We start from the raw sequence: 21,333 nt of genomic DNA on the forward strand, positions 1-21,333 counted from the left end.
GTGGGCTGATTACGCATGTCGATGAAAAGTGGAACTCCTGGCTGGATCCGAGGTGTCGTTCATACCTGGGACCGCTTCTGGAAAAGCACGTCCATGACGTGCGCTGCCACTTCAGGTGTCGCCTCGTGCTCCCAGAAGCGCAGGACCGTCCATCCCTGGGCCTCGAGGTGTTCTGTTGTTTCGCGGTCGCGGGCCATGTTCTTGTCGAGTTTGGTTCGCCACCACTCGGCGTTGGATTTCGGCTGCGTCGCGTGCTGCGGGCAGCCGTGCCAGAAGCAGCCGTCGAGGAAGACCGCGATCTTGGCGCGCCCGAAGACGATGTCGATCGTGCGGCGAGGCATCCCGGGTACGGGGACGTTCACCCGGTAGCGAAGGCCCGCGGCGTGGAGGAGTTTGCGCACGGCGATCTCGGCGGCCGTGTCGCGGGAGCCCTGACGGCTCATGCGGGACGAGACGGCGGCGGACGACGGGATGGGGTGGGGCATCCGCGCATTGTGCCGGCGCGGCTCCCCACCCGGCGGTTCGGCGTGAGGCTCAGTGGTGCCCATGGCGTTGTGTCCAGTGGCGGGGAGGCGTCATCGGAGGTCCGGGGTGCCGTGGCAGTCGCGGTAGGGGCGGGTCGAGCCGCACCAGCAGGGGGCGTTGCGGGGCGGGGGCCAGGAGGTTGCCCGGCCTCGGGCTGCCAGGGTGGTGGCGTACTGGGGGAGGAGCGAGGCGTCGGCGGGGGACGCCGACTCCGAGGCGGCGAATGCCTCGTACGACGGGACCGTGCCCCTGACGATGCCCAGGTTCCGGGTGCCCGTCGAGGACAGGTCGCGCAATGCCGACTCGATCGCGGTGAGGTGTGCCTCGTGGGTCGGGTAGTCCGCCGCGAGGGTGGGGTACGCCGTCAGGAGTTCGCGCAGCTCGTCTTCCGGCCAGTGCAGCATCGCCACCGGGAACGGGCGCGAGAGCGCTGTGCGGTACGTGCCCAGTTCGGCGCGCAGGCGGGCGATCTCGGCCCGGAGCTCCGCCGGGTTGTCCGAGCCCAGCGTCCACAGCCGCTTCGGGTCGTGCAGCTCGTCCAGGGTGATCGGGCCGGCGTTCACGCTGTCCGCCACCGCGTCCCACTCGTCGTGCGGCAGGCCCAGCATGCGGCGTACGCGGTGGCGGCCGGTCAGGAGCGAGTACGACGTGTACGGGATCTCCTCCGACGGGTCGATGAGGAGCGTCAGCGCGGTGGTGAACGCGTCGTGCGACGCGTGGAGTTCGTCGTGGGATTCCAGGGCCTCCGCGATGATCTCCCACGGCGCCGCCTCGCGCGGGGCCGCGGCGCGGATGCCGTCGATGATCGCGCGGGCCTCCGCCTCGTGGCCGTACTCCCACAGGTTGGCCGCCTTCAGGGCCTTCACCAGCGGCGGGTTGTCCGGGGTCTTCGCCAGGAGGTGGTCGTACAGCGTGGCCGCGCGGGCGCGGTCGCCGGAGAGCTCCAAGTGGGCCGCGGCCTGGAGGTACAGCGGCTCCTTGTCCTCCGGATACTGCGTCGCGGTACGCAGCAGGCGCTCGGCTTCGGCGGTGTGATCGGCGTGATCGGCAGACGTGTCGGGGCGCATGGTCCACACCGTACTGCTGTACGGGGTGTGGGTGAGAGAGCCGGGAGCGGTACGGGGTCGGACGGACCGGCTGTCCGGCGCGACTCTGGAGAGTTGTCGGTGTACGGCCTATCGTGCCCGCCGTGCGGGAGCGGGAGCGGCGGCGGGACCAGAGGCGGATTCCGGTGGTGGTGCAGGGCGCCTCCCGGGGGCGCGCGCTGGCCGCGCGCGGGTTGTGGGTGGGGGCGGAGGCGGCGGTGACGGTCGGCGTCGTCGTGCTGCTGCTCGTCGTACACCAGCTGTGGTGGACCAACCGGCAGGCCCGCGACGGCGCCGAGCGGAAGGTGCAGGCGCTGGAGAGGGAGTGGGAGCGGGAGCTGGGGAGGGAGTGGGGGGCGGAAGGGGAAGGGGAGACGGGAGGGGACGGGAATGTCGGGGAGGTACCGGTCGAGGTGCCTCGGGCCGTGCCCGAGGCCGGCGGGCCGGGTGAGCCAACAGCCGTTCCGCCGAGCCCGCCGCGTACCGTCGGCCGCAAGCCGTCGCCTCCCCGTTGGGATCAGGCGTACGCCATCCTCCGCATCCCGCGCCTCGGCGTCACCGCGCCAGTCGCGCAGGGCGTCAGCAAAGGAGGCGTACTCGACAGGGGGTACGTCGGGCACTACCCGCAGACCGCGCAGCCCGGCCGCGCCGGGAACTTCGCGCTGGCAGGGCATCGCAACACGCACGGGGAGCCCTTCCGCTACATCAACCGGCTGCGTGGCGGCGACGAGGTGAAGGTCGAGACGCGGGAAGCGGTCTACACGTACGTCGTCGACAAGGCGCTCGCGCAGACCTCCGCGCGCGACAGCGGGGTGATCGCGAAGGTGCCGCGCAGCGTTGTGCGGCCGGATGTCGGCTACAGCGACGCGGGCTACTACCTCACTCTGACCACGTGCACGCCCGAGTACACCTCCAAGTACCGGCTGGTGGTGTGGGGAAAGCTCGCGTCGATGCGACCGCGCTAGGGGAGGACGCGGGGGACTGTGGTGCACGGATTGTGGTGCAGGCAATGTGGCGTGGGAGGGAACTTGGGGGGCGCGTTGTGCGTCTGTCATTACAGGCCGCGATCGCAGGCCGGCGTTGCAGACCGCGATGACGCGGTGAGAGGAGGGGGATCATGATCAGTTGCTCGGCGCGCTTGTTGCGCACGGTTGGTGTCGTCCTCTTCCTTCTGACCGAAGTCCTCCTCATGGAGAACGGCAGCTTCTCCGCCGCCGTCGCCCTTGCCGCCACCGCGGCGGCCGGCTCGGCTCTCATCGCGTGCGCGCTGATCGCGGCGCGCTCCGTTCCCGCCGTGCCGCGCACGAGGGTGCGTACGGCGATACGGGACCGGGAGATACGCACCGCGTTCCTGCCCCAGCGTGATCCCGACGCGCGGGGGCGCACCAGGCCCCGGGCGCCGGGTGTCGTCGTCCTTTGACGACCACCGCACAAGGGGCGCGCGCCGCGTTCTGATTTCTGACGTACGTCGCTGAGGTACGCCCGCGCGAAACAGCAATCGCCGCGTGCCTACTACTGCCAGAGGCCGTACGTCAGGAGCGCGTAGTGCCCAGAGCCGTATGAGCCCAGAGCGCGTACTGCGGAGAGCGCGTTAGTCGCGCACTCGCCTGCTCGCCCGCTCACCTGCTCGCGTACTTCCGTACGCACCTCGCGTGGGTCGTCATGCCGATTTGTCTCTCTTCTCCGGTACGACGAGACCCCTCGGAGGGCTCCCCATGTCCGTCTTCGCCAGCCTGGTCGCACGACTCGCGGATCTGCTCGAACCGTTCTTCCATACCTCAGCCGCGGCCGCCGCGATCGTTCTGTTCACCGCGTGCGTACGACTCGCCATCCATCCCCTGTCGCGGGCGACCGCCCGGGGCCAGAAAGCCCGTACCAAGCTCGCGCCGCAGATCGCCGAGCTGCGCAAGAAGCACGGCAAGAACCCGGAGCGCCTCCATAAGGCGGTCTTGGAACTGCACGCCAAGGAGAAGGTCTCGCCGCTGTCGGGCTGTCTGCCCAGCCTGTTCCAGCTGCCGGCGTTCTTCCTGATGTACCACCTCTTCTCGAGCCAGCAGATCGGAGGCGAACCGAACGAACTCCTCGGCCACACCCTCTTCGCAAGCCCGCTCGGCGACCGGTGGGCCGACGCGCTGGCGGACGGTGGGGTCTTCGGAGCGCAGGGGCTGCTGTACCTCGTGCTGTTCGCCGTCGTGGCGGTGGTGGCCACGTTCACCTACCGGCGTACCAAGCAGCAGATGGCGGCGTCCCCCGGTCTGCCGGTCGAGGGCCCGGACGGGATGCAGCTGCCGGGTGCCGGGGCCATGGGAGCGATGGCCAAGGTGATGCCGCTGATGTCGTTCGCGACGCTGATCACGGTGGCCGTGGTGCCGTTGGCCGCCGCGCTGTACGTCGTCACCAGTACGACGTGGAGCGCTGTGGAGCGGGCGTGGCTTTACCGGGACATAACCGCCGGTAAGGGCGCGGTGGCTACCGCCGCGTAACAGTCCAGTCTGTGAACGGGGTCTTGCGGACTGGAACAGCACCTTGGAGGATCGGCCAATCCTCCGATGGCCGCACCCATCGGCCGGGGCCGAACGCGACTCTCGACCAGAGGAGACTGACCATGAAGCTGCTGCGTGTGGGAACGGCGGGTGCCGAACGTCCGGCACTGCTCGACCAGGACGGGACGCTGCGGGATCTGTCCGGTCTCGTCACCGACATCGACGGCGGCCTGCTGGCCGACGAAGCGGCGCTCGGCCGGGTTCGCGAGGCCGCCGCGGGCGGCGAACTGCCGGTGATCGACGATTCGGCGGGGACGCTGCGGGTCGGGCCGCCGCTCGGGCGCATCGGCAAGATCGTATGTATTGGCCTGAATTATCACGACCACGCGGCCGAGACGGGTGCGGCGATACCCCCCGAACCGATCATCTTCTTCAAGGCGCCGGACACGGTGGTCGGTCCCGACGACACGGTGCTCGTGCCGCGCGGCAGCACGAAAACCGACTGGGAAGTCGAGCTGGCCGTGGTCATCGGCCGTACCGCCCGCTACCTGGACTCGGCCGAGGACGGGCTCGCGCATGTCGCGGGGTACGCGGTCGCGCACGACGTCTCCGAGCGCGAGTTCCAGATCGAGCGCGGCGGCACGTGGGACAAGGGCAAGAACTGCGAGACGTTCAACCCGCTGGGTCCGTGGCTGGTGACGGCGGACGAGATACCCGATCCCCAGGCGCTGGGTCTGAAGCTGTGGGTGAACGGCGAGCTGAAGCAGGACGGGACCACCGCCGAGCAGGTCTTCGGGGTCGGGGAAGTGGTGCGGTACGTCAGCCAGTTCATGACGCTGTACCCGGGCGATGTGATCAACACCGGCACGCCGGCGGGCGTGGCGATGGGGCAGGCGGAGCCGAAGCCGTATCTGCGGTCCGGGGATGTGGTGGAGCTGGAGGTCGAGGGGCTTGGCCGGCAGCGGCAGGAGTTGAAGGACGCGTAGGCGCTGTCGCGGGCCCTGCGGGCCCCTGAAGCGCTGTAGGCGCCCGGAGGCGTGCAGGTGCTCACGTGTGCGCCGGTGGCCGAGTGGGCGATTGCTTGTGGGTGCCTGGGGAGCGGCTGCTCGGTGGCTTGCTGGCTCCGTGGCTCTGTGGCTCTGTGGCTCCGTGAGGGCTGCTCTCTCCCTGCGGCCGGGCGGCGGGGTGGGCTTCCATCCCCACCCCGCCCCTTTCCGCACCGGGGCTCCGCACTCGACCCCGCTCCTCGAACGCCGGTGGGGTTGGGAATGCTGCACGGCCGGCCACGCCCCGGCACCCGGCCCTGGGGGAGGTCGTGGCGCTCTGGGCGGCCCGGCGTCCGTCTCGGCCGGCTCCGGGCCCGCCTCGGCCGGCTCCGCGCCGCCGGCCTCAGCGGCTGAAGCTCTCGGCAGGGCCCGCGCCCCGTCTCAGGAGCTGAAGCGTTCCAGGGCCTCGACCACCAGCGCGTGGTCGTCCGCCTGGGGGAGGCCGGAGACGGTGACTGTGCCGATCACGCCCGCGCCCTCGACGGTGATCGGGAACGAGCCGCCGTGTGCCGCGTACATGTCCGGGTCCAGCCGTGCCGCGTCCTCGAACGTGGTGCCCTTGGCGCGGAAACGGGTTCCGACGAGGTACGAGCTCTCCGCGTACCGCTCCACGACCCGGCGCTTGCGGTCGATCCACGCGTCGTTGTCCGCGCTCGAACCCGGGAGTGCGCAGTGGAAGAGCTGCTGCGTGCCGCGCCGGATGTCGATCGCCACGGGCGCCTCGCGCTCGCGGGCGAGGTCGACGAGCAGGCTGCCGAGGGTCCACGCGTCCTCGTGGGTGAAACGGGGGAGGACCAGGCGGCGTTCCTGGGCGATCAGTTCGGTGAGCAGTTCGGTGAACCGTTCGGCGGCGCTCGCCGGCGATGTCGCCGGCGATGTCGTCGGGCTGGCCGTGCTGGACGGGCTGGACATGTTGGACGGGGTCATCGCTGGACCTCCACTGTTACGCCCTCGCGGGCCGAGCGCCGCGCCGCTTCCAGTACGTCGAGTGCCGCGGCCGCCTGCGCGGCGGTGACCGGCGGGGCCGTGCCGGCGCGTACGGCGGTGGCGACGGCCGCGTAGTACGCCGGGTAGTCGCCCGGCAGGGTCGGGACCGGGCTGCCGCCGCCCGTCGCAGGGGACTCGCCCGCGCCGATACGACCCCAGGCTGACTCCGGCTCCTCGCCCCAGTTCCCGTCGGCGGCGGGCCGCTTGCCCTCGCGGAGGGCGTTCTCCTGCGGATCGAGGCCGTACTTCACGTAACCGGCCCGCGAGCCGAGCACGCGGAAACGCGGGCCGAGCTGCGCGGTGGTGGCGCTCGCGTAGAGGTGCGAGCGGACGCCGCTCTCGTGCGTGATCGCGATGAACGTGTCGTCGTCGGCCTCCGCGCCCGGGCGGCGCACATCGGACTCGGCGTACACCCGCACCGCCGGGCCGAAGAGCACGAGCGCCTGGTCGACGACGTGGCTGCCCAAGTCGTACAGCAGCCCGCCGATCTCCGCCGGGTCGCCCGACTCGCGCCAGCCGCCCTTGATCTGCGGGCGCCACCGCTCGAAGCGCGACTCGAAGCGCTGTACGTCGCCGAGCTCGCCGGAGGCGATCAACTGCTGGAGGGTGAGGAAGTCGTTGTCCCAGCGGCGGTTCTGGAAGACGGAGAGCAGGAGACCGCGCTCGTCGGCGAGCGCCGCCAGCTCGCGCGCCTCGGCGGCGGTTCCGGCGACCGGCTTGTCGACGACGACCGGCAGTCCCGCCTTGAGGGCGGTGGTCGCCAGCGGGACGTGGGTCTTGTTCGGGGACGCAATCACGATCAGGTCGAGGTCGTCCGCGCGCGCCCACAGTTCGTCGGCCGAGGCCGCGACGCGCACGCCGGGGTGCTCGGTGCGGGCCTGCTCCTGCCGCTCCGGGTTAGAGGTGACGACCGTATCGAGGGCCAGGCCCTCGGTCGCGGCGATGAGCGGGGCGTGGAAGACGGAGCCCGCGAGGCCGTAGCCCACGAGTCCGACCCGCAGGGGGGCGTGGGTGCCGGGGCTGCCGGTGCCCGGTTCGGTGCCGATGCCAGTGCCAGTCATGCCTCCCACTTAAACAACGCTGTTGCCAAAGTGCAAGCGCAGGGGACAATGGCCCAGTGAACAGGAGTAATACGGGAGCGAACCTGCCGGCGCTGCGCAGCCACAACGCGGCGCTGGTCCTCGACCTGCTGCGTACGGCGGGCGAGACCGGCATCAGCCGCCTCGAACTGGCCGAGCGCACCGCCCTCACCCCGCAGGCCGTCAGCAAGATCACCGCACGGCTGCGGGCGGAGGGCCTGGCGGCGGAGGCGGGCCGCCGTCCGTCGACGGGCGGCAAGCCGCGGACCGTGCTGCGGCTGGTGCCGGACGCCGCCTACGCGGTCGGCCTGCACCTGGACCGCGACGAGCTGACGGCGGTACTGGTCGACCTGGCCGGCACGACGGTCGCCGAGCGCCGGTCGCCGCTGGACCTCGGCGCCGATGCGGAGGTGGTGCTGGAGGCGGCGTGCCGCGAGGTCGCGGCGCTCGTCCTTCCGCCGCCCGGCGTGCCGTCGGCGCGGCGGACACTGCTCGGGGCCGGGGTCGCCATGCCCGGCCCCCTCGATCACGGTCGGGGGGTGCTGCACCGGGTCACCGGGTTTCCGCAGTGGGACGGGTTCGCGCTGCGGGACGTGCTCGGTGAGCGGCTGGGGCTGCCCGTGGTGCTGGACAAGGACACGAACGCCGCCGCCCTCGGGCTCGCGCTGCGCGCCCGGCCCGCCGGCGGTTCCTTCGCGTACCTCCACCTCGGGACGGGGCTCGGTTCCGGACTCGTCCTCGGCGGGGCGCTCTATCGCGGGGCGCGCACCGGGGCCGGTGAGTTCGGGCACCAGACCCTCCAGCTGGACGGGCCGCCCTGTTCCTGCGGGGGCCGCGGCTGCATCGAAGCCCTCTGCCTCGCCGCCGTCGCCCGCGGCGACCTCGCGGAGGCCGCGCGGGTCCTGGGCACCGGCGCCGCCAACCTCGTCGGGCTGCTCGACATCGACCGGGTGCTGCTGGGTGGCCGGGTGGTCGTGGCGCGGGAGGACGTGTTCGTACGAGGTGTGGAGGCCGTACTGGCCGAGCTCGCCCGGCGCGAGGGCGGCGGGCCCGCGGTGCCGGTGGCCGTGGCGGGAGGTGACGGGCGCGCTGTCGCCGACGGGGCGGCGCAGCTCGTCCTGGCACCGGTCTTCGGGCATGCGGACGTCGCGTTCCCGGGTGCGGGGAGCGGGGCGAGTGGGCCGTTGGGGGGATTCACCGGAGTCATATGAACGTACCGGGGCGTGGCGTTCGGGTGTCCCTCGTGCGGGGGTGGCAGGGTCACGGTCGATGACCGGGTGACCCCGACACGCAAAGGCTCCCCATGCGACTGCCCGTGCGACTGCCCGTGCGATTGCCTGCGCGCCTGCCCGTGCGACTGTCTGTGCGACTGCGTGTTGCCCTCGCCCTCGGGGGTACGGCAGCCGCCCTGGTGTCCTCGGCAGCCGTCACCGCGCATGCGGGTGCGGTCGGCACCGCGCATGTCCATGCGGGTGTCGGTGCCCCTGCCCCTGCCCGTACGGGCGCGGGTGCCGTGGAGGAAGGCGCGGGTTACGCCGGTCCTCTGCGCGCCGCTCCTGGCAAGCGGCCCTCCTGCGGTGACCCGGCCTCCTCCGACTTCCCCATCACCACCCGGCTGCGCGGTGGTCCGGACACCTATCGGGCGGGCGGGGCGGCCGGTGAATGGTCGCTGGAGCTGACCAACACGACCGCCGACAGCTGCCGCAACATCCACCCGGTCATCGTCCTGACGGACCGGGCGCGGGAACTCGCTTCGGACCAGGTTGAGTTGGAGTTCGACGACGGTTCTGGACGGTGGATCGACGTACGCTTCCACACCACGGACGAGGACGAGCACATCGGCGTCTTCGACGGCGGATTCCCCGGCTTCACCGTTGCCGCCCACAGCACCGTCACCGTCGAGGTGCGGCTCGCTTTCGCCTCCGGGACCGCACCCGCCCACGCCGTCGTCAACGCCGCCCTCGTGCAGCGCAGGTCCGACGACGGCGAGTGGGTCGGCGAGTCGAACGACTACCGCTTCACCGTCGCGGGCCGCGATCCCGGCCACGACACGGGACATGATCCTGACGACCCCGACCCTCCCGAGGCAGACCCGGACCCGGACCCGGACCCGGACCCGGACCCGGACCCGGACCCCAACCCCAACCCCGACCGCGATCCCGATCCCGACCGGTCGCCGGGCCCCGACCGCGATCCCGGCACCGGTGACGACGACACCCCCGACGGCCGGGAGCACCCACCAGCCCTCGCCATGACGAGCCGCGACCCCGGTCCGCTGCTCGCCCTCGGCACCACCGCCGGCGCGCTGATCCTCGGCGGCGCGGCGCTCATGGCGGGCGCCCGGCGTCACCTGCGCGGGTCGGCGGGGTCGGCAGGGTGCGTGTCGGCAGGGCCGGGAGAGTGCGGGCCGGCAGGGCGCGTGTCCGGCAGAGTACGGACCGGCAGGGCGCGCATCGGAAAGGCGCTTGGCGAAAGGCGCGCGGCGGAAGGCCGTCGAAACCGATGAGCAGCGGTGACTGACCACACCCCCGCCGGGGCCGGACACGGCCGCGTCGTCGTCCCGCTGGTGCGCATGAGGGCTCGCCGCCGTGACGAGGTGCACCGGGCTGCCACGCCGCTGGAGCTGTTGTTCGACCTGTGCTTCGTCGTGGCCGTGGCGCAGGCGGGGGCGCGGCTCGTGCACGCGGTGGCGGAGGGGCATGCCTGGGAGGGGATCACCGGGTACCTGTTCGTCTTCTTCGCCATCTACTGGGCCTGGGTGAACTTCACGTGGTTCGCCTCGGCCTACGACTGCGACGACATCCCGTACCGGATCGCCACGCTGGTGCAGATGTCCGGCGTACTCGTTCTGGCCGCCGGAGTCCCGCGCGCCTTCGACCACGCCGACTACGGCGTCGCGGTCCTCGGCTACCTGATCATGCGCGTGGCCCTCACTCTCCAGTGGCTGCGGGCCGCACACGGCGAGACGGGAGCCGCGCGGGTGGCCGCGCTGCGCTTCGCCGCCGGGCTCGTGGTGGTGCAGGTGGGCTGGGTGGTGCTGCTGTGGCTGCCGGACGCCGCGTGGACGTGGGGTTTCCTGGTGCTGGCCGCCGCCGAGCTCGCGGTGCCGGTGTTCGCCGAGAGCCGCCACGAGACCAACTGGCATCCGCACCACATCGCCGAACGCTACGGCCTGTTCACCATCATCGTGCTCGGCGAGACCATCGCCGCCGCCACCGTCGCCGTGCAGACGGCCCTGGACGAGTCAGCGGCGCTGGACGAACTGCTGCCGATCGCCGCCGGCGGACTGGTCATCGTCTTCGCCGCCTTCTGGATCTACTTCGCCGTACCGGCGCACGAGTATCTCCGTTCCAACCGGCAGGGGTTCTTCTGGGGCTACGGGCACTACCTGATCTTCGGCTCCGCCGCCGCGATCGGTGCCGGCATCGAAGTCGCGGTCGAACAGGCGACGCATCACGCCCACATCTCCACGCTCGCGGCCTCGACGGCCGTCACCGTGCCCACAGCCCTGTTCATGTTCACGGTGTGGCTGGTGCACGCCCGCCACTTCAAGCGAGGGACCGCACAGCACCTGGTCCTCCTGGTGTCCGGCCTGCTCGCCGGCTTCGCCGGGCACTGGGCCGTGCCGCTGGCCGGGCTGATCGCGGCCTGCACGGTCGCCGTGGGTGTGTACCTCTCCGTCCGGGCGCCGGGGTGAGCCGGACCGGGCGCGGCCGGAGCGCACGCTGCTCCGTGGGTGTTCAACATCGTCTGGGAACATCCAGTGCGTGGACTACCCGAAGGACTACCCGTACGCGCACGACCAGGAGCCCGGGGCGCCGATCCGCTCCGGGGTTCCGGAGCACGGCCGCGTTCCCAAGTACTACGCCGTAAAGGCTCATATCGCCGCTCTGATCGGTGAGTTGGGTGAGGGAGGTCTGCTGCCGACCGAGCGGGATCTTGCCGTACGGTACGAAGTCTCGCGCGAGACCGTGCGGCAGGCGCTGCGCGAGCTGCTTCTGGAGGGCCGCCTCCGCCGGCAGGGGCGGGGCACGGTGGTCGCGGGCCCGAAGCTGGAACAGCCACTGGCCCTGGCCAGCTACACCGAAGGCGTACGCCGTCAGAACCGCCGGCCCGGGCGCCGTCTCATCGGGCTCGACCGCTTCCCCTGCCCGGCGGCGCTGGCGTCGGACGTGGGGGTGGAGGCGGGGGCTCCGGTCTGGCACCTGGAGCGGGTGCTGCTGGCGGACGACGAGCGGGTGGGGCTGGAGAGTACGTACGTCGCCGTGGCCCGTGTCCCGCGCCTGGACGCCGACTTCGAGCCGGACTCGTCCTTCTACTCGTACCTCCATGAGCGCGTCGGGGTGTCGTTCGGCGAGGCCGACGAGCGGATCGAGACGGTCCTGGCGACTCCGCGCGAGGCGCTCCTCATCGGTACGCCGCCGGCGCTTCCCATGCTGCTCATCCATCGGCTGTCGCGCGACGTGGAGGGCCGGCCGCTGGAGCGGGTCCGGACGCTTTTCCGGGGGGACCGGTTCAGCTTCACCGTGCGGTTGGGTGGGGGCGGGCGGTAGGGGCCTGGGGCGCTGCCCCGGACCCGCTCCTCAAGCGCCGGAGGGGCTGAGGCAGCCGGGGGTGGCCTGCGGGGCTCCGCCCCGGACCCCGCTCCTCGAACGCCGGAGGGGCTGGTTGGTGCCGGGTGGGGAGGGATGGCCACCCGGTGGGCCGGATGGGTCCCGTTGGGACGGATGGGGCCCCGGTGGGCTCGGGATGGTGTCGGCCGGGGGCCTCCCTCCGCGCGGCGGTGCCGCGCTGCCCCGCTGGGGCGGGTGGCGGAGAACTCGCCCGCAGCCGCACCCCTCAGGACTGGCCAATGCCACACCCCTACCCGCACCGGCAGCCGCACCCGCAGCCGATCGGCTCTGCTGACCCACTCCCGCCCTCCTCCGTCGTTCGCGCCACCCGGTAACAGAAACATAACGGGTCTAGTCCATCCTTGGGGGGCTGTTCACCGTGTCGTTGCCGCCCGGATCGATCCGGGCCACCCGCCCCGAGGAGCGTGACCGCCGTGAGAGTCATAGTCGTAGGAGCCGGCGTCGTGGGAACCATGCACGCCTGGCACGCAGTGGAACGCGGCCACGAGGTCGTCCAGATCGAGCGCGAGACCGAGGCGCGCGGGGCCAGCCTCCGTAACTTCGGTCAGATATGGGTGAGCGGGCGCGCCGGTGGTGAGGAGCTGGAGACGGCCCTGCGCGCCCGCGAACTCTGGGAGGGCATCGGGGCTCGCGTCCCCGAGCTGGGCTTCCGGGCCATCGGCTCACTGACGCCCGTACGCAACCACCTGGAGCTCGCCGTCGCCGAGGCCGCCCTGACCCGGCCCGACGCATCCGCCCGTGGCTACAAGCTGCTGACGGCCGACGAGGCGCGCGCGGTGAACCCCGCCCTGCGCGGCACGTTCGAAGCCGCCCTGTGGTGTGAGCGTGACGCCGCCGTCGAACCGCGTACCGCCCAACTCTTCCTCAAGAAGGCCCTGTTGTCCTCGGGGCGGTACACCTTCCTGGGCGGCCGCGAAGTCCGGGAGGTCGTGGGGCACAACGCCGTCCGCGACGACCACGGCGACCTGCACACCGGCGACGCGGTCGTCCTCTGTACGGGCGCCTGGCTCGGCGGGCTCGTCAAGGAACTCGTCCCCGACCTGCCCGTACGCCGCGTCCGGCTCCAGATGATGCAGACCGAGCCGCTGGGTGAGGCCCTCACCACCTCCGTCGCCGACGCCGACAGCTTCCGCTACTACCCCGCGTACGCGAGCGCCGCCCTCGACGCCCTCAACGCCGGGCAGGCCCAGGAACCGGCCGCCGCCGCGCACAGGATGCAACTGCTCATGGTCCAGCGCCGCGACGGCGGACTGACCATCGGTGACACCCACGAGTACGAGCACCCCTTCGCCTTCGATGTCGTCGAGGAGCCGTACGAGCACGTCACCCGGGTCGCCGAGTCCTTCCTCGGCCGCCCGCTGCCCAGGATCCGGCACCGCTGGGCGGGCGTTTACGCGCAGTGCACCGACACGAGCCGCGTCGTACACCGGCAGCAGGTGCGCGACGGCGTGTGGCTGGTGACCGGTCCCGGCGGGCGCGGCATGACCTGCTCACCCGCGATCGCCGAATCCACCGCGAACGAACTGGGCTGGTGAACGACATGGATCACACGAATCGCATGAACCCCATAAATCCCACCAACCCCACGAACCTCACAGACCCTACGAACGACAGCTTCTCCACCAAGCTGGTCGTCCTCGACATGGCCGGCACCACCGTCGCCGACGGCGGACTCGTCGAGCGGGCCTTCTCCGCCGCCGCCGAACGCCTGGGCGTCGAACCGGGATCGGCGGATCACGCCGCGAAGCTGGACTACGTACGCGCCACCATGGGCGAGTCCAAGATCTCCGTCTTCCGGCACCTCTTCGGGGACGAGGCCAAGGCCCGGCAGGCCAACGCCGCGTTCGAGGAGGCGTACGGCGGCCTGGTCGACGCCGGGCACATCGCGCCCGTACCCGGCGCCCGCGCGACCATCGAGCAGCTGCGCTCCGACGGCCGGCGCGTCGTCCTGACCACCGGCTTCGCCCGCGTCACCCAGGATGCGATCCTCGACGCGCTCGGCTGGCAGGGGCTCGTCGAACTGACCCTCTGCCCGGCCGACGCGGGGGGCCGCGGCCGCCCGTACCCGGACATGGTGCTCGCCGCGCTGCTGCGTACGGGCGCCGCCGACGGCGTGCGGGAGATCGCGGTCGCCGGTGACACGTCGTACGACATGCTCAGCGGCGTCCGCTCCGGTGCGGGCGTCGTCGCGGGTGTCCTGACCGGCGCGCACGACCGGGAGCAACTGCTCGCGCACGGCGCCACCCACGTCATCGGCTCCGTCGCGGAGCTGCCCGGTCTGCTGGCCGGTCCGCCGGCCCGGGAGGGGCGATGACCAGCGGCATTCGCTTCGACAACGTCTCGGTGGCGTACGGCGGCACCACGGTCCTGGACTCGCTCGACCTGACCGTCGAACCGGGCGAGGTCATGGCCCTGCTCGGGCCGTCGGGGTCCGGCAAGACCACCGCCCTGCGTGCCGTCGCCGGGTTCGTACGGCCGGTTTCCGGGCGGGTTCTCATCGGGGAACGCGATGTCACCGCCCTGCCGCCGCACCGGCGCGGCATCGGCATGGTCGTCCAGCAGTACGCGCTCTTCCCGCACCTGCGCGTCGAGGAAAACGTCGCCTTCGGGCTCAAGGCGCAGAAGGTGAACAAGGGTGAGATCCCCGCCCGGGTCGCCGAGGCGCTGGAGATGACGGGCATGGGGTCGTACGCCAGGCGTTATCCGCGCGAGCTGTCCGGCGGCCAGCAGCAGCGTGTCGCCATAGCCCGGGCGCTCGCGATCCGGCCCGGCGTGCTGCTCCTCGACGAGCCGCTGTCGGCGCTCGACGCGCAGCTCAGGTCCGGAATGCTCGCCGAACTGGCCCGGCTGCACCGTGAGCTGCCCGAAGTGTCGATCCTCTACGTCACCCACGACCAGGTCGAGGCGCTGACGCTCGCGGACCGTATCGCGGTCATGGACAGGGCACGGCTCCAGGACTGCGGTACGCCGCAGCAGCTGTACCGCAGGCCGACGACGGAGTTCACCGCGTCGTTCGTGGGCAACGCGAACCTTCTCCCGGTCACCGTCCTCGGTACGGGCGGCGCTGGTGTCTCCTTCGCCGGTACGCCGCTGAACGTCGCCACCGGCGGTGCGTGCGGCGGGGCGACCGCCACCCTGTGCGTACGCCCGCATCTCGTCGGGCTCGGCGAGGGGCCGAACGCACTGCGGGGCACGATCGCGGAGATCCAGTGGCGTGGCGCCACGCACCGGCTGTACGTCGACGTGGGCGGCCACCGCCTCAAGGCGGACCCCCGCGAGCTGCGCACGACTCCGGCGCTGGGCGAGGAGGTCACGGTGCACTTCGCGTCCGAGGACGCGGTGCTGCTGGGGGCGGGGGTGACCTCCGATGACTGACACGGGCACGGAAACGGGCACAGACGTGCACACGGGCACGGGCACGGGCACGGGCCCCGAATCGGGCTCCGACACAGGCACAAACAAGCACACAGGCACAAACAAGCACACGGGCACGGACACCGACCCGGCGCGCACTGTCACCGAAGCCGCCTCCCGCCCCACCCCGCAGGCCGCCGCGCTGCCCAACCGCCCCGCTCCTCGCGGGCTCTGGGCGCTTCCGCCCGTCGCCGTGCTCGCGTTCTTCTTCCTCTATCCCCTCGCCCTGGTTGTCCAGCAGTCCTTCTCGCCCTACGACGGCGGAACCTCCGTCGAGCCGTACGCCGAGGTCTTCGCCTCCGAGGCGTTCCGGGAAGCGCTGGTCACCACCGTGTGGCTGGCCGCCGGGGCGACCGTGGGGTGTCTCGTCCTCGGCTTCGTACTCGCTCTCGTCATCGCCTTCGTGCCCTTCCCGGGCGGCAGGGCGGTCGCGAAGTTCATCGACGTGTTCCTGTCCTTCCCGTCGTTCCTCATCACCCTCGCGCTGCTCTTCGTCTACGGCACCGTCGGGATGGCCAACGGCGTCTGGACGGACGTCACGGGCGCGGCCGAAGGGCCCTTCCACTTCCTCACCACCCCCTGGGGCGTACTGCTCGCGGAGATCACGTACTTCACGCCCTTCGTGATGCGGCCCCTGCTCGCCGCCTTCTCCCAGATCGACACCGCCCAGCTGGAGGTGGCCTCCTCGCTGGGAGCCCGGCCCGCGCGGATCGTCCGGCGGGTGATCCTCCCCGAGGCGCTCCCGGCCCTCGCCGCGGGCGGCAGCCTCGTGCTCGTCATGTGCCTGAACGAGTTCGGGATCGTGCTCTTCACCGGAGCCAAGGACGTCACGACCCTGCCGATGCTCGTCTACAGCAAGGCGATTCTCGAATCCGACTACCCCGCCGCCTGCGTCGTCGCCGTGGTCAACATCGCGATCTCCGTGGGCCTCTACAGCCTCTACCGGGTGGTGAGCCGTCGTGTTGGTGCATAGCCGTACGGGCAGGTGGGCGGCCCGGGGGCTGTTCCTCGTCCTCTTCGTACCGCTCTTCGCCCTGCCCCTGATCGTCATCGTCGCCGCGTCCTTCTCCACCAACTGGTCCGGCGCCTTCCCCTCGGGCCCGACCGCCGCGCACTACACGTCCGCCGTACGTGGTGAGTCCCTCCAGGCACTCACCACCAGCCTCGTCACCGCACTCACCGCCAGCGTGCTCGCGCTGACTGTCGGCACCTGGGCGGCGCTCGCCGCAGCCGCGCTCGGGAAGGGCGGAAAACGCCTCCTCGACACGCTGTTCATGCTGCCCGTCGCCGTGCCGTCCGTCGTTGTGGGGCTCGCAGTCCTCGTCGCGTTCTCGCAGCCTCCCGTGCTGCTCAACGGAACGCGCTGGATCGTGATCCTCGCGCACACCCTCCTTGTCACGGCGTTCGCCCATCAGTCGGTCTCGGCCGCCATCGTGCGTCTGGACCCGATGTACGAGCAGGCTGCGGCATCCCTCGGCGCCCGGCCCTCGTACGTCCTGTGGAAGGTGAAGCTCCCCCTCCTGCTGCCGTCCCTCAACGCGGCAGCCGGGCTCTGCTTCGCCCTCTCCATGGGAGAGCTGAGCGCCACGATGATGCTCTACCCGCCGGACTGGATGCCGCTCCCGGTACGGATCTTCACCGCCACCGACCGGGGGTCCCTCTTCACCGGCTCGGCGATCGCCGTGGTCCTCATGGGTACGACGCTGCTCGTCCTGCTCGCGGTCTCCCGTGTCCGGACCCGGGCTTTCTTCCGCTGACACGCCCCTCTTCACTTCCCAAGGAGATACGAAACGTCATGGCCAGCAACACCGGAACCCGTACCACCGGAACCCGTACCACCAGAACCCGCCACCTCATCAGGCCGGTCACCGCCGCCACCGGCAGCCTCGCCCTCGCCGCCACCCTCTCCGCCTGCGGCGGCCCGTCCACCGCGTCCGACGCGAAGACCGTCACCGTCTACAGCGCCGACGGCCTCAAGGGCGAGAACGGTGACGGCTGGTACGACCAGGTCTTCGAGGACTTCGAGAAGAAGACCGGCATCAAGGTCAAGTACGTCGAGGGCGGCTCCGGCGAGATGGTGCAGCGCGCCGTCCGCGAGAAGTCCAATACGCAGGCCGACGTCATCGTCACCCTCCCGCCCTTCATCCAGCAGGCCGACCAGAAAGGGCTGCTGACGGCGTACGAGCCGCAGGGCGCCGACAAGGTCGCCGCCGCAGGCAAATCGGCCGACGGCAAGTGGACCTCCGTCGTCAACAACTACTTCGGGTTCATCCGGAACACCAAGGAGCTCAAGGGGGCCGAAGCGCCCACCACCTGGGAGGACCTGCTCGACTCCGCCTACAAGGACAAGCTCCAGTACTCCACGCCCGGCGTGGCGGGCGACGGTACCGCCGTCGTGATCAAGGCCATGCACGACTTCGGCGGCAAGGAGCCGGCGATGGCGTACCTGAAGAAGCTCCAGGCCAACAACGTCGGACCGTCCTCCTCCACCTCCAAGCTCGCGCCGAAGGTCGACAAGGGGGAGATCCTGGTCGCGAACGGCGACGTACAGATGAACTTCGCGCAGTCCAAGTCCATGCCGAACCTGGGCATCTGGTTCCCGGCGAAGGAAGGCGGCAGGCCCACCACCTTCGCCCTCCCGTACGCCGCCGGACTCGTCAGCGACGCCCCGCACACCGAGAACGGCAGGAAGCTCCTCGACTTCATGCTCACCGAGGGCGCGCAGCAGCAGGTCAGCGAGATCGGCGGCGGCTTCCCGGCCCGTACGGACATCAGGGCGACCGGGCCGGGCGCCACCGAACTGGCCGGGATCATCAAGGGAGTCGAGATCTTCGAGCCGGACTGGAAGGACATCGAAGCCCATCTCGACGACTACATCGACGCCTGGAAGTCGGCCACCGGAAGCTGATCAGTAACCATTCGGCCAAGCTTGACTGCGAGGGTCTGGACCGGCCTCCGTTATCACGCAAAGGTAACGGGTCTGGTCCAGCCCCCCGTGTTTTCCCTGGAGGATCACATGTCCCGAGGTATACCCAGACGTTCCGTCCTCGCCGCCGGCACAGCGGCGGCCGCCGTCGCGGCCGCCGGACCGCTCACCGCCGCCCCGGCCCACGCGGCCACCGCCGCGCCCACTCTCCCCAACGGCACCAGCACCGACAAGGTGCTCGTGATCGGTATGGACGGCCTGCGCCACGACAGGATCGACGCGGCCAGGGCCCCGCACCTCAAGTCCCTCATGGCGAACGGCACGTACGGCACCTCGCTGCTGTACGCCAACCCCATGGCCGCCACCTCCTCGGGCCCCGGCTGGTCGACCGTCTCCACCGGAGTCTGGCCCGACAAGCACGGCGTGAAGGACAACACCTTCACCGGCAAGAACTACGCCAAGTACCCCGGCTTCCTCGCCCGCCTGGCCCAGCTCCGCCCCGGCCTCTCCACGTACGCCGCCGTCGACTGGAAGCCGCTCGACACCCAGGGGACGGTCACCCCCGGCGCCGACGCCAAGCTCGTCCTCGACGGCGACGCCGACGGCTACACCGGCCACGACGCCGCCATCGCCACCGAGACCGAGTCGGTCATCCGGAACCAGAACCCGGACGTCCTCTTCGTCTACTTCGGCCAGACCGACATCGTCGGCCACAACTCGGGAGCCGCGAGCCCGAAGTACCTCGAAGCGATCGACGTGCAGGACGGTTACGTCGGCCGGCTGCTCGCCGCCGTCAAGGCCCGCCCGACGTACGCGTCCGAGCGCTGGACCGTCATCGTCACCACCGACCACGGCCACACCGACGCGGGCGGCCACGGCGGAAGCGCCATCGAGGAGCGCCGTACGTTCGTCCTCGCCCAGGGCCCCGGGATCGCCGCCGGTGCCCGGCCCGTCGACACCAGGCTCGTCGATGTCTCCGCCACCGTCTTCAAGCAGCTCGGGATCGTCCCCGACCCGGCCTGGGGCCTGGACGGCAAGCCCATCCAGGAGCGGTCCGCCGACCCCTTCGACGCCCTGTACCCCTCGCTCTCCGGGCGGGTCGACGAGACCGGCATCCCGGCCGGAGTCCTCGGCTTCACGCACACCGCGCCCAGCGGATGGTCCGTCATCAACAACGCCATGGGCACGGGCGGCACGACCGAGTGGCGCGGCTGGTCCTTCGCCACCGACGAGTTCTGGTCCAGGACCCAGCGCGACCAGTCCCGCGAGCTCAACGTGCGCTCGCGCGGCGTCTTCGCGGTCGCCGACTCCGACGAGTGGGCGGACAAGAGCTTCTCCGGTACGTACGACTCGACGCTCGTCACCCCGGCGCACGCCGTGGGCGGCAAGGCCACCGTCAAGCTCGACTTCACCACCTTCTACCGCCAGGAGGGCAGTCAGAGCGCCCAGATCCTCGTCTCCTGGAACGGCGGCACACCGGTCGCGGTGAAGTCGTACACGGCGGACGTCGTCTCGCAGCCACAGACGCTGACCTTCAGCGTCCCGTCCGGCGCCACCAGCGTCGGATTCCGCTTCCGGTACACCGGCAGCAACAACTGGTACTGGGTGATCGACGGGGTGAGGATCACAGCGGCCTGATTAAGGTGGGGGCGCCCGGACGGTGTGGTCCGGGCGCCCCCAGCGTTTTTTTGCGTACGGCAGGAGTCCGGCACATGGCAGAGCGCAAGCCGATCGAATCGTGGCTGACCGACATGGACGGCGTCCTCATCCACGAGGGAACGCCCATCCCCGGCGCCGATGCCTTCATCAAGCGGCTCCGCGAGTCGGGCAGGCCCTTCCTGGTGCTGACCAACAACTCGATCTACACCGCCCGCGACCTGCACGCCCGCCTCTTCCGGATGGGCCTCGACGTGCCGGTCGAGAACATCTGGACCTCGGCGCTCGCCACCGCCCGCTTCCTCGACGACCAGCGGCCCGGCGGCACGGCGTACGTCATCGGCGAGGCAGGACTGACGACGGCGCTGCACGACATCGGTTACGTCCTGACGGACCACGACCCGGACTACGTCGTCCTGGGCGAGACCCGTACGTACAGCTTCGAGGCGCTCACCAAGGCCATCCGGCTCATCAACGCCGGTGCGCGCTTCATCTGCACCAACCCCGACGAGACCGGCCCGAGCCGGGAGGGCCCGCTGCCGGCCACCGGCGCCGTCGCCGCGCTGATCACCAAGGCGACCGGCAAGGACCCGTACTTCGCGGGCAAGCCCAACCCGCTGATGATGCGGACCGGGCTCAACGCGATCGGCGCCCACTCCGAGACCAGCGCGATGATCGGCGACCGGATGGACACGGACGTCCTGGCCGGGCTGGAAGCGGGCATGGAGACGTTTCTCGTCCTGACCGGTCTGACCGGGCCGGCGGACGTCGACCGCTACCCCTTCCGCCCCTCGACGATCGTCGATTCGATCGCGGACCTCGTCGACCGGATCTGAGCGGTCCGCTCCCGCCCGGGGGCCCGTACGGAGCAGTGAAGCGCTCCTGAAGATGCGGAAACCGGCCGTACCGGTGAATCTTCGTAGTACCAGGAGGTTCACTATGCGCTCACTTCAGCTCGCGCTCTGTGCCGGCGTGGCGGCTGCCGCGGTCATCGCGCCCGCAGCCGCCGCCCATGCCGACAACGAGGCCGAGGGCCAGGTCCTCGTCACTCCGTCCACCATCGCTCCGGGCGGGGAGGTGGATCTGCGGGTCGACGTGTGCAAGGGCGGGCAGGCCACCGGTACGTCGGAGGCGTTCGCCTCACCCGCGCACTTCAACCCGGCGGCCGACCGCGGCGACCTGTTCGCCGAGGCCCGCATCCGTTCCGACGCCGAGGCCAAGGACTACGAGATCTGGGTGAAGTGCAAGGGCGGCGGCCGGGCCAGCGGCACCGTCACGGTCGTCCACCACCACGAGCCCACCCACCACCCGACGCACCACGAGACCCCCGTCGCACCCGTGCACGCGGGCGGCGGCGGCACGGCGGAGGTCGCCGCGGCCGAGGAGGGCGGGCCCGGAACGCCGCACACCGTGATCGGCCTCGTGCTGGCGGGCGCGGCGGCGGTCGCGGTGGCCTACCGCAGCGTGCGCCGTCGCCGTCGTACGGACTCGGACTGAC

The 21,333-nt window shown here is 71.1% G+C and carries 21 protein-coding genes; 17 read left to right on the plus strand and 4 right to left on the minus strand.

Annotation, left to right across the window (positions count from 1 at the left end; genetic code table 11):
* Nucleotides 1-59 precede the first annotated feature (59 nt).
* Both AS594_RS21750 and AS594_RS21755 read right to left on the minus strand, forming a co-directional pair.
* Entirely contained in the window at nt 60-485 is a 426-nt protein-coding gene (locus tag AS594_RS21750) for a very short patch repair endonuclease (RefSeq protein WP_240509069.1), read from the minus strand.
* 90 nt (nt 486-575) lie between these two features.
* Nucleotides 576-1,592 (minus strand): SEC-C domain-containing protein, encoded by a 1,017-nt coding sequence (locus AS594_RS21755; protein WP_069932345.1) that lies wholly within the window; start codon nt 1,590-1,592, stop codon nt 576-578.
* A 122-nt stretch (nt 1,593-1,714) separates the two neighbouring features.
* Between AS594_RS21755 and AS594_RS21760 the strand changes: the two genes are divergently transcribed.
* From AS594_RS21760 to AS594_RS21775, 4 genes are all read left to right on the plus strand, one after another.
* Nucleotides 1,715-2,575, plus strand: a complete 861-nt coding sequence (locus tag AS594_RS21760) for a class E sortase (protein WP_240509070.1) — start codon at nt 1,715-1,717, stop codon at nt 2,573-2,575.
* Between the two features lie 152 nt (nt 2,576-2,727).
* Entirely contained in the window at nt 2,728-3,030 is a 303-nt protein-coding gene (locus AS594_RS21765; RefSeq protein WP_069928613.1) for a DUF6412 domain-containing protein, read from the plus strand.
* 295 nt (nt 3,031-3,325) lie between these two features.
* On the plus strand, nt 3,326-4,093 hold the full coding sequence (locus tag AS594_RS21770) for a YidC/Oxa1 family membrane protein insertase (RefSeq protein WP_069935262.1): 768 nt from the start codon (nt 3,326-3,328) through the stop codon (nt 4,091-4,093).
* 122 nt (nt 4,094-4,215) lie between these two features.
* Complete coding sequence (locus AS594_RS21775) at nt 4,216-5,079, plus strand: fumarylacetoacetate hydrolase family protein (protein WP_069935263.1); 864 nt, start codon at nt 4,216-4,218, stop codon at nt 5,077-5,079.
* A gap of 441 nt (nt 5,080-5,520) precedes the next feature.
* On the opposite strand, the gene AS594_RS21780 is transcribed toward AS594_RS21775, so the two are convergent.
* On the minus strand, nt 5,521-6,066 hold the full coding sequence (locus AS594_RS21780) for a heme-degrading domain-containing protein (protein WP_240509071.1): 546 nt from the start codon (nt 6,064-6,066) through the stop codon (nt 5,521-5,523).
* The gene (locus AS594_RS21785) at nt 6,063-7,187 is read right to left on the minus strand and encodes a Gfo/Idh/MocA family oxidoreductase (protein WP_069935264.1); all 1,125 of its coding nucleotides are present in this window, start codon (nt 7,185-7,187) and stop codon (nt 6,063-6,065) included. Before AS594_RS21785 ends, AS594_RS21780 begins: the two co-directional genes overlap by 4 nt.
* A 56-nt stretch (nt 7,188-7,243) precedes the next feature.
* On the opposite strand from AS594_RS21785, the gene AS594_RS21790 reads away from it, so the two are divergent.
* The 13 genes from AS594_RS21790 to AS594_RS21850 all read left to right on the plus strand — a co-directional run bounded on the left by AS594_RS21790 (nt 7,244) and on the right by AS594_RS21850 (nt 21,332).
* Complete coding sequence (locus AS594_RS21790) at nt 7,244-8,416, plus strand: ROK family transcriptional regulator (RefSeq protein WP_069935265.1); 1,173 nt, start codon at nt 7,244-7,246, stop codon at nt 8,414-8,416.
* Between the two features lie 152 nt (nt 8,417-8,568).
* Entirely contained in the window at nt 8,569-9,711 is a 1,143-nt protein-coding gene (locus AS594_RS21795; RefSeq protein WP_141747176.1) for a peptidase, read from the plus strand.
* A gap of 66 nt (nt 9,712-9,777) precedes the next feature.
* On the plus strand, nt 9,778-10,902 hold the full coding sequence (locus tag AS594_RS21800; protein ID WP_069935959.1) for a low temperature requirement protein A: 1,125 nt from the start codon (nt 9,778-9,780) through the stop codon (nt 10,900-10,902).
* Between the two features lie 70 nt (nt 10,903-10,972).
* On the plus strand, nt 10,973-11,758 hold the full coding sequence (locus AS594_RS21805; protein WP_069928619.1) for a GntR family transcriptional regulator: 786 nt from the start codon (nt 10,973-10,975) through the stop codon (nt 11,756-11,758).
* Nucleotides 11,759-12,252: 494 nt separating this feature from the next.
* Nucleotides 12,253-13,374, plus strand: a complete 1,122-nt coding sequence (locus AS594_RS21810; RefSeq protein ID WP_069928620.1) for a TIGR03364 family FAD-dependent oxidoreductase — start codon at nt 12,253-12,255, stop codon at nt 13,372-13,374.
* A 23-nt stretch (nt 13,375-13,397) separates the two neighbouring features.
* Nucleotides 13,398-14,153: a phosphonatase-like hydrolase gene (locus AS594_RS21815; RefSeq protein WP_069935960.1), complete on the plus strand. Its 756-nt coding sequence runs from the start codon at nt 13,398-13,400 to the stop codon at nt 14,151-14,153.
* The gene (locus AS594_RS21820) at nt 14,150-15,214 is read left to right on the plus strand and encodes an ABC transporter ATP-binding protein (RefSeq protein ID WP_069935267.1); all 1,065 of its coding nucleotides are present in this window, start codon (nt 14,150-14,152) and stop codon (nt 15,212-15,214) included. Before AS594_RS21815 ends, AS594_RS21820 begins: the two co-directional genes overlap by 4 nt.
* Nucleotides 15,207-16,226: a 2-aminoethylphosphonate ABC transporter permease subunit gene (locus AS594_RS21825; protein ID WP_107393233.1), complete on the plus strand. Its 1,020-nt coding sequence runs from the start codon at nt 15,207-15,209 to the stop codon at nt 16,224-16,226. The genes AS594_RS21820 and AS594_RS21825 overlap by 8 nt, the downstream gene beginning before the upstream one ends.
* The gene (locus AS594_RS21830; RefSeq protein WP_069935268.1) at nt 16,213-17,010 is read left to right on the plus strand and encodes an ABC transporter permease; all 798 of its coding nucleotides are present in this window, start codon (nt 16,213-16,215) and stop codon (nt 17,008-17,010) included. Before AS594_RS21825 ends, AS594_RS21830 begins: the two co-directional genes overlap by 14 nt.
* Before the next feature lie 38 nt (nt 17,011-17,048).
* Entirely contained in the window at nt 17,049-18,161 is a 1,113-nt protein-coding gene (locus tag AS594_RS21835; RefSeq protein WP_079148726.1) for a 2-aminoethylphosphonate ABC transporter substrate-binding protein, read from the plus strand.
* Between the two features lie 108 nt (nt 18,162-18,269).
* On the plus strand, nt 18,270-19,817 hold the full coding sequence (locus tag AS594_RS21840) for an alkaline phosphatase family protein (RefSeq protein WP_069935269.1): 1,548 nt from the start codon (nt 18,270-18,272) through the stop codon (nt 19,815-19,817).
* A gap of 74 nt (nt 19,818-19,891) precedes the next feature.
* Nucleotides 19,892-20,671 carry an HAD-IIA family hydrolase gene (locus AS594_RS21845; RefSeq protein WP_069928623.1) on the plus strand — a complete coding sequence of 260 codons (780 nt, stop codon included), beginning with the start codon at nt 19,892-19,894 and terminating at the stop codon, nt 20,669-20,671.
* A 103-nt stretch (nt 20,672-20,774) separates the two neighbouring features.
* Nucleotides 20,775-21,332 (plus strand): hypothetical protein, encoded by a 558-nt coding sequence (locus AS594_RS21850; RefSeq protein ID WP_069928624.1) that lies wholly within the window; start codon nt 20,775-20,777, stop codon nt 21,330-21,332.
* Nucleotide 21,333 lies beyond the last annotated feature (1 nt).

It is taken from the genome of Streptomyces agglomeratus (assembly GCF_001746415.1).
Lineage (GTDB): Bacteria > Actinomycetota > Actinomycetes > Streptomycetales > Streptomycetaceae > Streptomyces > Streptomyces agglomeratus.